The 17639-nt window shown below is 52.0% G+C and carries 16 protein-coding genes; 10 read left to right on the top strand and 6 right to left on the bottom strand.

The window, feature by feature from the left end:
• Positions 1-30 precede the first annotated feature (30 nt).
• From ACYVAM_RS18845 to ACYVAM_RS18820, 6 genes are all read left to right on the top strand, one after another.
• Complete coding sequence (locus tag ACYVAM_RS18845) at positions 31-1293, top strand: MFS transporter (RefSeq protein ID WP_461069818.1); 1263 nt, start codon at positions 31-33, stop codon at positions 1291-1293.
• 1 nt (position 1294) lies between these two features.
• Complete coding sequence (locus ACYVAM_RS18840; protein ID WP_461069816.1) at positions 1295-1693, top strand: hypothetical protein; 399 nt, start codon at positions 1295-1297, stop codon at positions 1691-1693.
• A gap of 188 nt (positions 1694-1881) precedes the next feature.
• Positions 1882-4506 (top strand): ATP-binding protein, encoded by a 2625-nt coding sequence (locus ACYVAM_RS18835; protein ID WP_461069814.1) that lies wholly within the window; start codon positions 1882-1884, stop codon positions 4504-4506.
• Positions 4507-4561: 55 nt separating this feature from the next.
• On the top strand, positions 4562-5272 hold the full coding sequence (locus ACYVAM_RS18830; protein ID WP_461069812.1) for an MBL fold metallo-hydrolase: 711 nt from the start codon (positions 4562-4564) through the stop codon (positions 5270-5272).
• Between the two features lie 174 nt (positions 5273-5446).
• Complete coding sequence (locus tag ACYVAM_RS18825; RefSeq protein WP_461069810.1) at positions 5447-8134, top strand: sensor histidine kinase; 2688 nt, start codon at positions 5447-5449, stop codon at positions 8132-8134.
• 23 nt (positions 8135-8157) lie between these two features.
• Positions 8158-9381 (top strand): MFS transporter, encoded by a 1224-nt coding sequence (locus tag ACYVAM_RS18820; protein ID WP_461069808.1) that lies wholly within the window; start codon positions 8158-8160, stop codon positions 9379-9381.
• 63 nt (positions 9382-9444) lie between these two features.
• Here the strand turns inward: ACYVAM_RS18820 and ACYVAM_RS18815 are convergent, their stop codons facing one another.
• Positions 9445-9609, bottom strand: a complete 165-nt coding sequence (locus ACYVAM_RS18815; protein WP_461069806.1) for a hypothetical protein — start codon at positions 9607-9609, stop codon at positions 9445-9447.
• 295 nt (positions 9610-9904) lie between these two features.
• Here ACYVAM_RS18815 and ACYVAM_RS18810 point away from each other — a divergent pair, with 295 nt between their 5' ends.
• The 3 genes from ACYVAM_RS18810 to ACYVAM_RS18800 all read left to right on the top strand — a co-directional run bounded on the left by ACYVAM_RS18810 (position 9905) and on the right by ACYVAM_RS18800 (position 11180).
• Positions 9905-10333, top strand: coding sequence for a hypothetical protein (locus ACYVAM_RS18810; protein WP_461069804.1), 429 nt, complete (start codon positions 9905-9907; stop codon positions 10331-10333).
• Positions 10334-10535: 202 nt separating this feature from the next.
• Complete coding sequence (locus ACYVAM_RS18805) at positions 10536-11000, top strand: WGxxGxxG family protein (RefSeq protein WP_461069802.1); 465 nt, start codon at positions 10536-10538, stop codon at positions 10998-11000.
• A gap of 51 nt (positions 11001-11051) precedes the next feature.
• A complete protein-coding gene (locus tag ACYVAM_RS18800; protein WP_461069800.1) occupies positions 11052-11180 on the top strand; it encodes a hypothetical protein in 129 nt (42 codons plus the stop codon).
• A gap of 68 nt (positions 11181-11248) precedes the next feature.
• Here the strand turns inward: ACYVAM_RS18800 and hslU are convergent, their stop codons facing one another.
• The 5 genes from hslU to ACYVAM_RS18775 all read right to left on the bottom strand — a co-directional run bounded on the left by hslU (position 11249) and on the right by ACYVAM_RS18775 (position 15875).
• Positions 11249-12634: an ATP-dependent protease ATPase subunit HslU gene (gene hslU, locus ACYVAM_RS18795; protein ID WP_461069798.1), complete on the bottom strand. Its 1386-nt coding sequence runs from the start codon at positions 12632-12634 to the stop codon at positions 11249-11251.
• A gap of 102 nt (positions 12635-12736) precedes the next feature.
• Positions 12737-13783 (bottom strand): type IX secretion system protein PorQ, encoded by a 1047-nt coding sequence (porQ, locus tag ACYVAM_RS18790; RefSeq protein ID WP_461069796.1) that lies wholly within the window; start codon positions 13781-13783, stop codon positions 12737-12739.
• 95 nt (positions 13784-13878) lie between these two features.
• Positions 13879-14571 (bottom strand): hypothetical protein, encoded by a 693-nt coding sequence (locus tag ACYVAM_RS18785; RefSeq protein ID WP_461069794.1) that lies wholly within the window; start codon positions 14569-14571, stop codon positions 13879-13881.
• Positions 14568-15320 (bottom strand): LVIVD repeat-containing protein, encoded by a 753-nt coding sequence (locus tag ACYVAM_RS18780; protein WP_461069792.1) that lies wholly within the window; start codon positions 15318-15320, stop codon positions 14568-14570. Before ACYVAM_RS18780 ends, ACYVAM_RS18785 begins: the two co-directional genes overlap by 4 nt.
• 21 nt (positions 15321-15341) lie before the next feature.
• Positions 15342-15875, bottom strand: coding sequence for a hypothetical protein (locus ACYVAM_RS18775; protein ID WP_461069790.1), 534 nt, complete (start codon positions 15873-15875; stop codon positions 15342-15344).
• Positions 15876-15980: 105 nt separating this feature from the next.
• Here ACYVAM_RS18775 and ACYVAM_RS18770 point away from each other — a divergent pair, with 105 nt between their 5' ends.
• Positions 15981-17567: an acyl-CoA carboxylase subunit beta gene (locus ACYVAM_RS18770; protein WP_461069788.1), complete on the top strand. Its 1587-nt coding sequence runs from the start codon at positions 15981-15983 to the stop codon at positions 17565-17567.
• The last annotated feature ends 72 nt before the right edge of the window (positions 17568-17639 follow it).

Below are 17639 nucleotides of genomic sequence, written 5' to 3'. Positions count from 1 at the left end.
CTTTGCAACGTCAAACCATCAACGACAAATTTGCTCTTCGCTCGTTCATTAGCTACCCGCCGGGCTTCTGCCGGACCCTCGCTCTACACGTTCTCGTTCTGGTTACTTTGCGTCAGTAACTTCCTGTTCTCGGCCAGTTTTCAGATGATGATTCCAGAATTACCTGCCTACCTGACCAAGCTGGGCGGAAAGGAATACCTGGGCCTCATCATCGCTCTTTTTACGCTCACGGCGGGTGTTTCCCGGCCATTCAGCGGAAAAATTACTGATACTGTTGGCCGAGTGCCGGTTATGGCCTTTGGCTCACTTGTCTGTTTCGTTTGTGGGTTTCTCTATCCCTACCTGCTCACGGTTGGTGGCTTCCTGACCCTCCGGCTTGTCCACGGCTTCTCGACGGGCACCAAGCCTACCGCCACGTCGGCCTACGTAGCCGACATTGTGCCCGCTACCCGCCGGGGCGAAGCCATGGGTACGCTGGGATTGTTCACCGCGATGGGCATGTCGCTGGGACCCGCCATCGGCAGTTGGCTGGCCCATGCCTTTTCCATGAACGTCATGTTCTGGACGTCCTCCGGGTTTGCATTGCTTTCCATCGCTATCTTGCTCCAGATGCCCGAAACACTGGCCCACACGCAGCCCTTCCGGTTTGGTTTGCTACGCCTGAAAAAGGAAGAAATTTTTGATAAACAGGCTTTGCCTCCCTTCATTGTACTGCTGCTGCAATCGTTTTCGTCGGGGGTGATTCTCACAGTCATTTCGGACGTGAGTACACCCTTGGGTATTACAAACAATGGCTTGTTTTTTACCGTGTACACCATCGCTTCGCTGGTTATACGGCTGGTGTTTAGCCGGACGTCTGACCGGTATGGCCGTGTGCCTGTGCTGTTCATCTCGACGGTTGTGCTGGCCTTCTCGATGGGTATGCTGATCCTAACTAATTCGACCACCTGGTTCTGGGCATCGGCGGTGTTTTACGGCATGTCGTGGGGAATGAACTCGCCCACCGTGACGGCCTGGACGGCTGACTTAAGCGATGAGAAAACGAGAGGGCGTGCCATGGCCACCATGTATATAGCCCTCGAGGCAGGTATTGGCCTGGGGGCGTTAGCATCGGGATGGCTGCATAACCACATGATGGGGAAGCCGGGCGTCGATACCTCCTTTGCAGTAGCTGGTTTTCTGGCTTTAGTCGCTGTTGCCTACCTGGGTTGGTTCTGGCGAAAGAGCCGACCCGGAAATCGGCATCGTCTGGATGAAGCGGATGAAATGGCCTTACTGGATGGCGAGCCCTGATATGAACGAACTGGAACCAGAAATTCGCCCCTTGGTTGATGCGCTCAACAAAACCGGGCTGATACAGACGTTTTCGAGTTGCCAAGGCCACTATAGGCCCGACGAACAGACGCTTGTTGACCGAAATCATGCCGAAATCCGGTTTGTACCGGCCGATGGCATTGCTGTCGACCAGGTTGAGCAATGGTTGGCGACCGTGCTAACCCGTTTCAGGACCCGTCACGGATTAATCCCTATAAACGTGACGGCCTATAAACTCTACACACCAATCGACGAAGAAACCGTTGACGAAACGTTTGTGCTTGCCTTGACGCCGTTCAACCGATTCGACCCCCCGGACCGAAAGCGTGCCGATACCGACCGGGCCATTACGCAGGTCCTTCAGCTTCTGGAATTGTAAGCGGTTTTTTTCTTACCGGGAATTCTTGAAAAGATGTAATTGTTTTCAATTCATCTATTGAAAATTCCCCTCAACTTTGTTGAAATCACGGTATTCAGAAAACGCTTCTTTCTATTAGTTAGCCCACCACGTATCTTTAACCGGAATCTCCGTTCGGATGGTAATTTCACCTACCGCTACTTAACCTTGTGAACGTTTCTGCTCAACCAATTTTTACGCCTACGGCCGACTCCTCCCGTCTGGTTCGAAATGCCCTGTTGGTGATTGAGGTAATGTCGGCACCCGCGTCGGGCTTTCGGATTAAACAGGCCAATCCAGACGCGGAGCAGCTGATGAATCCGGTTGGTGTTCCTCTACTCGGGGCAACGCTGGACCAATTACCCTCGCCCTTTAATTCCACCGAGTTACTCGTTCAGCTTAATCAGGTGGTCGCCAACGGTATCAGTAGCCAATGCACACTCATCCGGCCATTGGCGAATTCGATGCTGGTTTTTGACTGTCGGCTTCTTAAAGCTGATCAGCATCTTGTGTTGCTTTCTGTGGTAGCTACGGAGCCCGAGGATATGAATTCGCTAGAGCAGGTGCTGGAAGCCATGCCCTCAGGGTTGGCCCTGTTTCAAGCCATTCGCAATCATGAGCAGGAAATAGTTGACTTCCAGGGAGTTCTATGTAATCAGAATGGGGCAAAGATAAGTCGGCAAAGTCGTCAGGATATACTCACAAAACCTATCAGCCAACGCTATGCCAGTCTGAAAGCGTACGATTTATTCTACCAATACGTATCCACCGTTACGACAGGTAAGCCGCATCACCAACGGCAGTATCTGCCACATCAGGATATTTGGCTGGATATATCGCTGGTGAAATATGGCGATGGCGTATTGGTTTGCTTTCAGGATGTGACCCAGGGTCAGAAAACGACTTCGCTACTGGAAAGCGTAATGAATAGCTCCCCCGCTGCGGTTCGCTATTACGAATCGATTCAGGATGAGGCTGGTCAGATCATCGATTTTATGACCAGTACCGGCAACGAATTGGCGGCTTACCTTCCTTTCCGGGCATCCCAGTCAACAGTCGGTAAACGGCTCCTGGACGTTTATCCGTACTTGAAAGATAATGGACTTTTTGAGCGCTATGTAGCCGTGGTTGAGTCGGGACAGAGCGATCATTTTGAAACGTCCCGCGAGCTGGAGAACCGGGTGGTCTGGTTCGATTGCATGGCTGTTCGGCATGGAAACGGCTTTGTGCTCACTACGCTGGATATTACGGCCCGTAAAGAAGCTCAACTGGCTCAACAACGGCAGGCTACCTTGCTCCGAACGGTGCTGGACAACTCATTGACGGGTATTGCCTGGCTGAAGACCATTCAGAATCCGGCGGGTCAGATAGTCGATTTTACCTTGGAGCAGGTCAATGCCACACTCGCCAAAACACTGGGTAAATCGCCGGCTGCGGTAGGAGGCAGGCCATTATCCGAACTGATGCCTCATCAGATGACCAATGGGCTCTTTGAGCGCTACGCCGAGGTAGCCCGAAAGGGCGAGTCCCAACGCTTTGAGCTGGCGAATGCAGGGGCGACCATCTGGTATGATGTGTCGGTGGTGGCCATTGCCGACGGGCTTATCGTTACCTTCATGGACATCACGGCCAATAAAATGGCTCAGCTGGACCTGGAGGAGCAGGCCGATTTGATCAAAGGCGTACTGAACAGCTCAACCAGCAGTATCTTGGTTCTTGAACCCGTGACCGAGGGGGAGGGCCAGCCGACGGATTTTCTGATCACGCTGGCCAATCCGGCAACCGGGCGTTTATTTTTTCCGTTTCTGGGTCGTGATTTCATGCAGGAAGCGACACAAGCGCACAGCTTGCTGACGCTGTTTCCGGCGGTAAAGGAACGAGCCCTTTATACAGCCCTGATGCGTGTCGTGAAAACGGGAGAGGCCATTCAGGCATCGATCGAGTATCCAGAACTGGGTTTGACGTATGACTATGACCTCCGGCCATTCCGGCAGGGCGTGTTAATGATCACAACGGACAGCACGCCGTTACGGGTTTATCAGCAGCAACTGGAAGCGAATAATATTGCCCTGAGCCGCTCTAATGAGTATTTGCAGCAGTTCGCCTATGTGGCTTCTCACGATTTGCAGGAACCACTGCGTAAAATTCAGTCGTTCGGAGATATGCTGCTGACGCAATACACGGAGGTACTGGATGAAACCGGGCAGGATATACTGCGTCGCCAGCAACACGCGGCCCAGCGGATGCAGAGCCTGGTGAAAGACCTGCTCAATTACGCCCGGCTATCGACCGAGCAGCTCCCTTTTCAGCCCATATCACTTCAGGTGCTCATCGACGATGTGATCAGTGATCTGGAAACAGCGATTCAGGATACAGGTGCCGTCATACGTGTCGATCCATTGCCCATCATCAAAGGCAATGCGACCCAGCTTCGGCAATTGCTGCAAAATCTGGTAACGAATGCCCTTAAGTTTAGCAAGCCGGGGCAGCCGCCACACATAAGCGTCGATTCATTCCTGCTAACGGCCGATCAACTCCCGCAGCCCAGACTCATTGCTGATCAGGGACAATGGGTAGCGTTGCGGATTTCCGATGAGGGTATTGGCTTCGATACGGCCTATAAGGAACGTATTTTTGAGCTTTTCCAGCGGCTGCACGGTCGCAGTCAGTATACCGGCACCGGCATTGGCTTAGCCGTCGTTAAAAAAGTGATTGAGAATCACCGTGGGCAGATCATAGCGCAAAGCCAGCCCGGAGCGGGGGCCACCTTCACCATCTACCTGCCAGTGGCTTAGCTTTACGGTGTCCGTTTCAACCCCATAAACTCCACTTTAGCCTGCTCTTTTCCAAATGGCCACAATTCAGCAAATTACACCGTCTCTATACCAGATCCGCCTGGGGGCTGTCAACGCGTTTTTTATTAAAGAGGATGGACTGACTCTGATTGACACGGGCTATCCGGGCAGCCTGACAGCGGTTTTCAAGGCCCTTCAGCAGGCAGGTGAAGACAGTCAACGCATCAAACGGGTTATTTTGACCCATGCTCACCCGGATCATGCCGGGAGTGCTGCTGCTATCAAACAAGCCGTGGGGGTTCCCATACTGGCTCATCAGGCAGAGTCCCCACTTCTGGAAGCCGGTATCAGCGGACGCTCACCCATTCATCGGTCACCGGGTATGATTAACTGGCTCGTATACAATCTGTTCATTAAAGGAGGGGATGGTAAAGTACCCGCCGTAGCGGTTGATGAGCGATTGAGCCATGGCGATGTACTGCCAATTGCTGGTGGGCTTCAGGTGCTGCATACGCCGGGGCATAGCGTTGGCCATATGGCTTTGTTGTTGAAGAATGAAGGTGTACTGATTGCTGGTGATCTATGCGCCAATGTAGTCGGCCTCGACTTGAGCACGGTTTATGAAGATCGCGCCTTGGGTATAAAAAGTCTGCTGGCAGTGTCTGAATTTTCCTTTGATACGGCTGTATTTGGTCATGGTAGCCCACTCAGGCAGCAGGCTAATCAGCGAATAAAAGCAACGTTCGGACCTATGCGCAAAAACTGATCGATCTGGCAGGGCCGTAATCTCATTTTTCAGAAATCGACCATTAGGCTGGTCGATTGATGCTAACCGGTAAGACTAATCAAGTACTAGTAAGTGCGTTATCAGCATAAATCGTTAACTTTTTTATTACTACCTGAGTTAAAGCCTGCTAGCCGTTTGTTGCAACACTCCTATATGTTAAATACAAATGTATTACCTGAAGATATTCTCCTGAGGGCCCTGTTGAAGGACTCCCTCAATGGATTGATTCTGTATCAGGTTATGCGTAATGAGGCTAATGAGCCCATAGATTTTCGGTACCAGATGGTAAATTCGGTCGCTGCTGCTCTGCTGAAGGCCAACGAAAATGACTTACTGGACAAAAGTTGTCAGACTGTTTTTCCATTGGGCAACGAACTCCGGAACTACTATAAACAGGTAGTCATTACCGGCCAGAACCTCCGTGTGGACTACCAGCTGCCAACAGATGACCGTTGGTTTGAGGTATTAATTACGGCCCAGGAACAGGATACGCTGTTGTGTTTCTTCACGGACATTACCGTTCGAAAGCAGGCGCAGGAGGAACTACGTCTTGCCCACGAACGGCTCAGAACACTTTTTGACGCGGTACCCCTGGAATTAGGTTTCTACCGGTCTGTCCGCAATGAACAGGGGCAACTTGTGGATTTGCGCCCGGAGTTGATCAACCAGCATTCCGTACATCGGCTGCAGATTCCCGACGTGTCGAGTGAGCAACTCATGTCGAAGCAGTTACCGGAGCTGACCAGGCGTGATACCTGGCCAATTATAAAACAGGTTATCGATACGGGCATATCGCAGCGCCTTGAGTTGTATTACGACTTTACGCACGGACCCCGCTGGTTCGATACGATGTACACCCGGCTTGAAGATGGTATCATTGCAGCCTCAACGGACATTACCGACCGAAAGCAGATAGAGCAGGAGTTAATCCGTAGTAAAGACCTGTTACAATCCGTTTTTGAAGCCGTGCCAGCCGGGATATCGGTCATGACAGCGGTTCGCAATGAGCGGAATGAAATCATTGATTTTGAATTTATACTGGTCAATAAGGGAACGGAGCGGATGGTCCAGCGGACTGACCTGCCCGGAAAACGATTATTCGAGACATATCCTCAGGCGAGAGCCATTCTATGGGCCGGCATGACCGAAACCGTTGAGACGGGAAAATCCTTTACGGCCGAATTCTTCTATCCAAATGAGCACTTCCAAAGCTGGCATCGTAACCGGTACGCCAAATTTGGCGATGGCGTTGTCGAGATCAATGAAAACATCACCGAGTATAAACAAGCCGAGCAGGAGCGCGCTAAACACCTGGCGCTTTTGCAGCAAACCGAAGAGCTGGCCGCTACAGGAAGTTGGGAGTATAACCGTCAAACACAGCAGTTTACCTGGTCGCCGGGAATGTACCAGTTGTTTGGGATCGAACCGGATTCGCCCGTTGCGCCCGCCATTTTTGTTGAGTCTGCCGTAAAAACGGACCAGCCCATTGCCCGACAGATAGTTAATTTTCTGCAGGCAGGCACGGGCCAGCTGGAGGAAATACTTTGTATTCAAACGCCAAAGGCACTCAAGATATTTCAGGTAAAGGGAACGGCCCAGGCCTGCCCGGCGGTCCTGGGCGTGCGGGTATTGGGTGTGTGCTGGGACATTACCCGCCAACGGCAAACCCAGCAACAACTGGCGCTTACGGTACTGAACTTACAGGCTGTACTGGACGCATCGCCCGCATTCATCGCTTTTCTAAAAGCTGTTCGTAACGAGGCCGGGCAGGTGATCGACTTTGCCGTGGTTGTTCATAATCAAAAGTTTGCCGAATTTGCGCATTACCCACCCGGTGCGCTGGTAGGCCTGTCTACTGCCGAACTGGCTCCTATTTTGTGGGACGAACGGACACTACCTAATCTACTGGAGGTGCTGGAAACGGGCCAGCCCCATTATGAAGAGCAGTTGGACGATACGCGTAATCGCTGGCTTAGTCTGTCCGTGACTAAACAGCACAATGGAGTCGTGCTAACGGGGCTCGACATTACCGACCTGAAACAGGCACAGCAGCAACAACAATATTGGATGGAGGAATTGACGCGGTCGAACGAAAGCTTGCAGACGCTACGGCAGTTGCGTCAAACCCTGCGTGAGCGGGGAGAGCTGCTGAGGGCCACGTCACACGATCTGCGGGGCAATTTCGGGGTGATTGCCGGGACGGCGTTCATGCTAACGGCCGTCCAGTCGGAAGATGAGCGACGTCAAATGCTGGAGATGTTGCAGCGTAATGTCCGGCAGGCTACCCAAATGCTTACCGAACTCTTGGATTATGCCCGGCTGGAAGCAGGCCAGGAAAAACGAACGATCACGTCTTTCGATGCCGCGAGCCTGTTGATTGAATTAAGTCAGAGTGTCCGGGCATTGGCCGAGCAAAAGGCCTTAAGCCTGGAAATGGATGGGCCAGACTCGTTGCTCGTTGAGGGCGATGCGCTGAATGTACGTCGAATGGCTCAGAACATCCTTTTGAACGCCATTAACTACACCCCGGCGGGTCTCATTCGGTTGGAATGGGGTGTTGAGCCGGATAACCGCTGGTGGTTTTTAATACAGGACACCGGTCCAGGCCTGTCGGCTGATTTATTAGCGAGTCTCAATAATTCCCCACTCGCATCGGGTCAAAACTTTCAGGTGCATCGGGGTGGCGTTCAGTCAACTGGATCCAGCGAAACATCGGGTGAAGGCATTGGCCTTCGCATTGTTCGGCAACTGGGCGAACTGCTCGATGCCCGGCTGGCCATACAAAGTCAGCCTGGTAAAGGCACCCGATTTATGGTTAGCCTGCCCACGCAGTATGGATAGATTGTCAGGTACTTTTTTAAACAATGCGTGCATCTGACAGTCATTTACCTGTGGAACAGTCGATCAACGTAAAAAGCAGTGGTTTAACAGCCACCCAGATTGCCATCATGGCTATTTCGGCGGGCATATGTGTCGCCAATATTTATTACAATCAACCTATTTTACCCCATTTGGCCCGGTCGTTTCATGCCAGTGAAAACGAGGTTGGCCGAGTGGCTGTACTGGCGCAGGCAGGCTATGGAGTTGGCCTTTTTTTTCTGACACCGCTGGGCGATAAAGTAAACCGAAAACGGTTGATGCTGTTGTTGCAGATTCTCCTGATCATTGCGCTGATTTGCATGACCTTTGCCAACACGTTGTTGCTGGTGAGCATCATGAGTTTTCTCATCGGCTTATCGGCCGTTTCGGTACAGATCATTGTACCGATGGCGGCCAGCCTGGCGCGTGAAAACCGGGGGCGAATTGTCGGAATCATTTTCACCGGTATTCTGGTGGGCGTCCTGTTTGCCCGCGTCTTCAGCGGCTTTGTTGCCGAATGGCTGGGCTGGCGGTATGTATATGGCATTTCGGCGGCCATGGTAACGGTGGTGACCGTGGCGCTTCAGGTTTCACTGCCCAATGTAGCTTCCGAATTTACGGGTACCTACGGTCAGCTACTGGCCTCAACAATTCACCAGATAAAACGCTTTGCGTTACTGCGCCAAACGGCTCTTCTGGGTGCGCTGGTTTTCGGTACTTTCTGCTCGTTCTGGACTACCCTCACGTTTCACCTGAGTGGTCCGCCGTTTCGGTACCAGACCGGAACCATTGGTTTATTTGGCCTGCTAGCCATTGGGGCTGCCCTGATGGCACCTTATTTTGGTAAGCTGGCCGACAAGGGAAATGCCAACCAGGTGCGACTGGTGACGATCTCACTCATTATTGTCAGTGTATTGATTGTTAAAGTGTTCCCATTTTCGGCGATTGCCTTTGTCCTGACTGTTTTGCTGCTTGATCTGGGCGCTCAGTCAACGCAGGTAACCAACACCGCGTTGATTTATACCCTGGATAGCTCCGCGCATAGTCGCATCAATACGGTTTACATGACAACCTATTTCCTGGGTGGGGCCATTGGTACCTTTGTTGGCATTCAGTGCTGGGCCTGGGGCGGTTGGTCCATGGTTACCTGGCAATTGCTCATTTGGAGCACTCTGGCGTTGCTGGTCTTACGGCTAAGAACCCGTGATCCAATTCGTGAGATCGCCTGATTTCAGGGACTGGAACGGGTTTGTTAAGGCCAAGTACGCCGTTGGGCAAGGGCTCTTGCTGCCTTAGCCGATGAGGCTACGGCACTGTCCAGGCAACGTTGGAAGCGCTCCGGTTCCTCGAAGAAAGGACTGTGTACTGAGTTCGTGAACGTCGGGACTGTTCCAGCCGATGACGCCAATGACCACCGCCAGTAAGCCCATCAATACGAGGCCAATCTTTTTTGTCATCGGGTTACGGGTTTAGCGATTAAATTAATTTCGGTGTCAGGGGCTATCGAACGGCGGAACAAATCCCATTTCGTCTATCGTCGTCTGGCATGTGCAAACGATAAACGCCGTAGGATCTGGTTAAGATGTTCCATCATATACTTTATGAGGGTCTGGTGCAAGACTGAAGAACAGGCAGTATCCTTTCAGTAACTCCGACCGTATCCTCACTTATCGCGCTTATTATCAGGCCTATCTTCTGCCTATACGGGTTAGTTGAGGGAGTCAATCAATAACTCGTAAAAAAGCTAAGCGTATGAAGAAGGTAGTAGTTATGGGGGCGATGGTACTGGCAGTAGCCGCCTTCAGCGCACAAGCGCAAACAACAAACTCAGGTAGTTCTACGAATGGGTCCACCTCAACCACAGGGTCGGGCACAACAGGTAGTGGTACATCAGGTTCCACCGGTACAGGCAGCAGTGGGTCAACGACGGGTGGCACCTCGGGCAGTGGCAGCACCATGGGCACGGGCTCTTCCGGTAGCAGCGGCAATACGATGGGCACTGGTACCACCGGAACAACAGGTACGGGTACCACCGGCAGTGGCTCGGTATCTACCCAGTCAGGTTCAGGAAGCCAGGGGACTACCCAGGGAACGGGCGGCAGTGGTCGAAAATCGAAACGAAACAGCGGTAGCCAGAGTGGCAGCTCATCGTCGACAACAAGCACACCTCCGGAAAAATAAGCGAATAACAGAAGATAGCGATGAGCAAACCCCTGTTCAGGAGCCCACAAGCGGTAGGCCCCTGAACAGGAGTTTAAAGGCCAGAGAACGGCAATTTCGAACTTTATACACCGCATCCATCCAGAAAAATCTGTTCTGGCTGACACAGGTAGCGGGGATGGAAACCGATTTCAACCATGTACTCATAGATAGCTCAAGCGTTATGAAGAAGTTACGAGCCCTTGTTTCTTTCGTTGCCCTGGTTGCTCTCTTCGTTGGTGGATCACCGGCGTTCAGTCAAACCAGCAGCGAAGAAAATTCGAGTCCCTACGAGGATGCATCCCAAAAGGATAGCAAAAATCAATTCAGTAGTTATGGCTGGATCGGTTTGGCTGGCCTGGCCGGTTTGCTGGGTATGAGACGGAACCGAAGTCGCGATAATACGGCGATGCGAACCGTTGTGCTCATTACAGGTGTACTGGCTACCAGCGCAGTACTTTTGAGCGTTACACCGGGCATTAGCCAAACTCCGCGCTCCGAAAAAGGCTACGACGGTGATAATACCGTGAAGACCAGTCAACGAGATACGGAAGATCATGAGACGAATTTTGACTGGATTGGCTTTTTTGGCTTAGCCGGCCTGGTTGGGCTGGTTGGCCCTAAACGAGCGCGGCCGCAGGTTCGTTAACCGAATGTGCAGGTGCAGTTTAACTTCATAAGTAGAAAAACAAGGTAGCGAATGGAAAATCAAGAACCTCAGGAGACAACCCTGGATCAGACCGATTTTGACTCCAATGAGTTCGACGCAGCCACCACAGACGACGAAGCCGCAGCCATGGAGTCGGGCGTTGAGCTGGATAACGAATAGATCGTATATATAGCAAAAAAAAGCCCCGTCAGGCGGGACTTTTTTTTGCTATATATAAACGAATAAGACTACAGGATGAACTGACTCAGGTCCCGATTTTTTACCAGCCCATTCAGTTTGTCGTTGACAAGCTCTTTGGTAATGACCACGTGCGCATTGGCCCCGATAACGTCGGGAATGTCGAACATAAAGTCGTTCATCAGGTGACTAAGCACCGTTTGCAACCGGCGGGCACCAATGTTCTCCACATCACTGTTGACCTCAAAGGCGATCCGGGCCAACTCGCGCAGGGCGTCATCCTGGAAGGTTAGATCTACATCTTCTGCCTGGAGCATCGCTTCGTACTGTTTGGTCAATGCGTTTTTAGGCTCTTTCAAAATCTGGTAGAAGTCGTCTTCCGACAGGCTTTGTAACTCGACGCGAATGGGAAAACGGCCCTGTAGTTCAGGAATTAAATCGCTGGGCTTGGCCACATGGAATGCCCCGGCCGCAATGAACAGAATGTGGTCGGTATGAATAACGCCGTACTTGGTATTCACCGCACTGCCTTCTACAATGGGTAGCAAATCCCGCTGAACGCCCTCCCGACTGACATCGGGTCCGCCACCGCCATTGCCCGAACGGGCCGAGGCTACCTTGTCGATTTCATCGATGAAAATAATTCCGGCATCTTCGGCTTTTCGGATGGCTTCCTCTTTCACTTCGTCCATGTCGATCAGCTTGGCAGCTTCTTCTTCCAGCAGGATTTTACGGGCTTCGGCGATGGTTACCTTGCGTTTTTTACCCCGTTTTGGCATCATTCCGCCAATCATCTCCTGAATATTCATCATCGAAAGATCATCGACCGCGCCACCCATGATACCAATGTTGGGCGTTTGGTTCTGCTGCACGTCGATGTCAATTTTCCGATCGTCCATCTCGCCGGAGCGGATTTTTTCTCGGAACCGTTCGCGGGTGCGTTCGTTCAGTTCGGCGTCCGAATCTTTGTTGTCGTTCTCAAAACCCATCTGCCCGTTGGCGGGCTTAACGGACGGAATCAGAATATCCAGAATTGCATCTTCAACCAATTGGTGGGCTTTTGCCTGAACGGCCTCTTTTTTAGCTGCCCGAACCATGTTGACCGATTGCTCGACCAGGTCGCGCACCATGCTTTCTACATCGCGGCCAACATACCCAACTTCGGTAAATTTAGACGCTTCTACCTTGATAAAGGGCGCGTCGGCAATTTTGGCCAACCGCCGGGCAATTTCTGTTTTACCAACGCCGGTTGCCCCGATCATCAGAATATTATTTGGTGTGATCTCACGTTGCATATCGGCGACGCTGTTCATCCGGCGCCAGCGGTTGCGAAGGGCGATGGCTACATTGCGCTTGGCGTCGTGCTGGCCGATGATGTACTGATCTAATTCGGCAACGATTTGCCGTGGGGTAAGGTCTTTGAGTGATTGGGTCATTGAAAAAACGGAGCGAGTTGGGCGCTCCTTACTTTAGAAACAAAGGAAATAGGAAAATGGCTCAATGAGAAAGCAAATCTATGGCGAGAAGGCCCCGATTCATTACTTCATCAACCGGTCCAGATCAATACGTATGGATAACTGACTGGTGCCTGCTGTGGGCACCGAGGTAAACCGGCCGTAGGTAAGTTGAAACGCTTTGGCCTGTACCGACGCCCCAAACGATATACCTGCGCCCCCTCCACCGGTTGTCAGGGTGCCTTCCGCCCGTTTCTGGTGGTTATAACCCACCAATAAATGCACGTTTTTACTGACAAGTAATTCCGCGCCAACGCTTAGGTGGCGAGCTACTTTCTCCGTCACGCTGGTGGCCTTTGGAATCGGGTTGCCGCTCAGGTCGTACCGGACATTGAGGTTCGGATCGTTGTAACTGATGTCGAATCGCTGCAGGTGGTGAGCCGTTATGGTCAGGCGGATGGGGGCATGCTGGGGTTTCAGGGTCACGCCCGCCTGTAAATCAAAAGGGAGGCTGGCATCGGTTGGCCCATAATTCTTGATCAGATAACCAACATTTTTGGCGACCAGCCCGAAGGTTAAATTGTGATTCGGGTGCCGCCAAACTCCACCCAAATCAGCCAGAACACCAAAGGCGGAGTAGGTTTCGATGGCTGAACCAACGGCTTTGATGGTCGCGCCGAGCGTGAAATTACCTTCTGTGCGGGAATGAGTCAGACTTAGGGCGTAGTCGTTGGCCGAAAATGTACCCAGTGTATTTCCGGCCGGATCGGTGAAGTTAAACTGGCCATAACTTAAATACTGCATGCCAATGGCCCAGCCTGCATGCCGATCCGGGTCTTTGGACCGGATCGGTAGCCCGTACTGAATGGTATAGTATTTGGCCGCGGCCAGGTAAGGCATCAGGCTGATGGATGCCAGATTAGGGCTAACGGAATCAGCCAGGGCCGGGTTATTCAGGTGATAAGCCCCATCGGGGCCAATGGCAGATGCCACCTGACCGCCCAGGGCTGCAACGCGCGCATGCGTCGGCAAATCCAGGAAGGAGAAGATGCGCTGCCCGCCAAGCGGCTGGGCAACCGTAAGCGCCGACCCGGTCAACATAAAAAGTAATGTAATGTAAAGGGCTTTCAAACGTAAGTTGGTCGCAGTTTTTACAAAGAAAGCCAATTTTTAGCCTGCCCGGCGTATTGAGCTAGATATTCAAACGAATGTAGCCGATAAGAAGCTCAAAACGTGTACCCAATCTTTAGGCCATATGAAAGACTGATGATGGGATAGGCATTCAATGAAAAGGGGTCGAACAGCGTAAAGCCGCTTGCCGGATAGTAATACAACCCGTCGGGTTGAGCAACCCGTTCAACGCTGTTTTTGCGAAGACCAATGCCGCCGTAAAAATCGCCCACAAGTCGTTCGTTGTTAAACAGAGAAAACTGACGACCGACCTTCAGGTGTCCGCCCCAAACGTATTTTGAAATAGGGCGCGTAAAGATCTGGTAATATTGACATTGGCCGGTTTCACAACCAACTCCGATAGTGCCATTTTCCTGGGCCGTCACTTGCTTATACAGCCCTTCGAGCGCCACATAGGGTCCCAATAGACCACCCCGCCAGTAATAGCGCCACTCCGCCCGTCCGCGCCAATTTTCGATGCCGGTATACCGCGCATGCTGGTTGTTTCGCCAAAGACTTATGCCTTCCCAGCCATAACCCACTTCAACGTGAATCGAATGGCGTTTGCCAATAAGCCGCTCAAGGCCAAACTGAATCGTATTGGTGGGGTCGAAGAGGCTAAAGGGCGCAAATTTGACGACCCATTTCGGGTTATAACGGGGTGGGAAAGGAAGCGGCTCAGCAGATTGAGCCTGCACGGTCAGCTGACAGGCCAGAAGCAGCAACCCGATCCATGGAATGGGTTTCATGGCTGAACGGGAATTTTACTGACCAGCGTCAATTGCTTCAGATCGGCATAACTGTACTGATAAATCCCGTCGGGACCTGTAATGATCAGCAGTTTTTTGTTCGGGATGACATCGTATGTTTTAGTGTTCGGAAAATACTGCAACTCCCGGACATCGAGTGGATTACTGATGTCCATTACCCGGAGCCCATAATCACCCTCGCCCACAAACAGCAGACTCCCATCGGCACCAAGGCCGCGTGGGTTTGTCATGGGATAGCTTTTCAACAGTTTAGGTTTAGCTATGGTACTGATGTCAATAACGTCGAGGCTGTTCGTTATCACCGCCTGATTCCGGCAGTTGGTGCCACTTCGTAAGGTTACGTAGGCGTAATTTCCCTGGGCCACCACCGGATCGCAACTCAGGATATGGGTATAGAGACCCACTGATTTTGGCGCTCCAGGTTGCGTAATGTCATAAATGTACATACCCGTTTGCGTACCAATAAAAAGATTGTTTCCGTAGGGGAAAATCGTTTCGACCCCAAAGCCGAGGGTTGTTTTGCTGCCCTTCTTTGGATCACTGCTTTGTGAAATATCATAGGTTTGCAAGGCCGTACTGCTCACGGTATACAGCGCATTGCCACTCACGGTGAAGCGGGCCGTGGAACCGCCGATGCCCGAACCGGGCGATGGCGCATCACTGCTACCAGATTTGTTGCAGGAAGCCAGCAGAAACAGTCCCATAACGAAGTAAAGGGTTGATCGCATACGATTGATGGGTTTCTGTATTTAGCGGTAGCATTGCGGATTTTCGATAGCGGCTATCTCCCAGCCAACAACAACGCCCCGGTCACGATCCGGACATTCGAAGCGAACGTTGGTGGCCAGTGGATAGGCCGCATACTCAAATGCATTTTCAATCCGTTTTACGAGTCTCACGTTGAGCGGGTCGGCAATGTTGAGGGCGACCAGATCCGTCACATTGTCAGCGTAAAGAATGCTGTCTTTGATGGCTATTTCCTGATTGCCCAAAATGCGGATGAACGCCACTTGAACGGGTGTCTCGGGCTTGCTGTTATCCAGAATATGAATGCCGCTACCCACTTCATTGATGAACAGATACTGATCTTTCGTATAAATTTTGCCAACTCGTCTGAGTGGTTGAGGAGCAAGCGTTTGCACATCCCGCATAGCCGAATAGGCCGCATAAATGGGTCGGTATATATCACCTTTGGTAGGCACAGGTGGGGTATAGGGCCGACCGCAACTGTCGAGGAATAGGCCAATGATCAGTAAAGCAAACGGGCGTAGCAGTCGATTCATAGCGGCATGGTCGTGAATAAATGTAAGAGACAAAAACGGTTTCAACCGTTGGAATCCGCAAGAAAAATTAACTTTGTCTACACGCATTTACCTACGATCAATTGCATGTCTACTACAACCCTTCAAGAGTCCAGTCAAGCCAACACACCTAAACCGTCAAAAGCCGATATTCTGTCTCAGAAAAATGCCGAAGCCGAACTCGGTGGTGGGCAGAAACGTATTGACGCTCAGCATAAAAAAGGGAAATTGACCGCCCGCGAACGGATCGCTCTATTGGTGGACGAAGGCTCATTCGAAGAAATTGGCAAGTTTGTCATGCACCGCACCCGCGATTTTGGGTTGGACAAGGAACATTACCTGGGCGATGGTGTCGTGACGGGTTATGGGACGGTCAATGGCCGGTTGGTCTACGTGTTTGCGCAGGACTTTACCGTTTTCGGGGGCGCTTTGTCCGAAACCCATGCGGAGAAGATTTGCAAACTGATGGATCTGGCCTTACAAAACGGGGCGCCGTTGGTTGGTCTGAATGATTCGGGGGGAGCCCGCATTCAGGAAGGAGTTCTGTCGCTGGCGGGGTACGCCGATATTTTTTACCGGAACACTAGGGCGTCGGGGGTTATTCCCCAACTGTCGGCCGTTATGGGGCCCTGCGCCGGTGGCGCGGTGTATAGCCCGGCTATCACCGACTTTATTTTTATGGTCGAGAACACCAGCTACATGTTCGTGACCGGCCCCAACGTGGTGAAAACCGTTACGCACGAGACCGTTACAGCCGAAGAACTGGGCGGGGCCAGTACCCACAGTACCAAATCGGGCGTCACGCATTTCTCCTGCGAAAACGAACTCACCTGCATTCAAAACATAAAACAGGTACTAAGCTACATTCCGCAGAATTGCGAAGACGAGCCGCCCATGCTGGCTTATGAACCCGCCGACGAGTCGAGGCCAGGTCTCAACGACATCATTCCGGCCAACCCCAATCAGCCCTACGACATGCGGGAAGTGATTGAGGAACTGGTTGATGGGGGCAGCTTTATGGAAGTCCACCGAAATTTTGCGGAGAATATCGTCGTGGGGTTTGCCCGAATTGGTGGCCGGAGTATCGGTGTGGTGGGCAACCAGCCCGCCGTGTTGGCAGGGGTGCTCGATATTCACGCCAGTACCAAAGCGGCCCGGTTTGTTCGATTCTGCGACTGTTTTAATGTGCCTTTGTTGGTGCTCGAAGATGTTCCCGGTTTCCTGCCCGGCACCGATCAGGAGTGGAACGGCATTATCACGAATGGAGCCAAATTACTGTACGCCTTCTGCGAAGCCACCGTGCCCCGCGTAACGGTCATCACCCGCAAGGCTTATGGCGGTGCTTATGACGTGATGAACTCCAAGCACATCGGGGCCGATATGAACTATGCCTGGCCATCGGCTGAGATTGCCGTAATGGGGGCCAGCGGGGCCGCCGAGATTATTTTCAAGCGCGAAATTGCCGAAGCCGACGACCCGCAGGCCAAGTTGCAGGAGAAAGTACTGGACTATACCGAGAAGTTCGCCAACCCGTACAGAGCCGCCAACCGGGGCTATATCGACGAGGTCATTATGCCCGATCAGACGCGCCAGAAACTCATCCGGGCATTCACCATGCTGGAAAATAAAGTGGCGACGTTGCCGAAGAAAAAGCACGGCAATATTCCTTTGTAAGTTAATATGGAAGACTTACTCTATAATTTTGACGAAGACGAAATGGGAAAAATCAAAGCCTCATTTATCTCG

The organism is Spirosoma horti (assembly GCF_054776595.1).
This window is presented reverse-complemented; position numbering and strand designations above follow the sequence as displayed.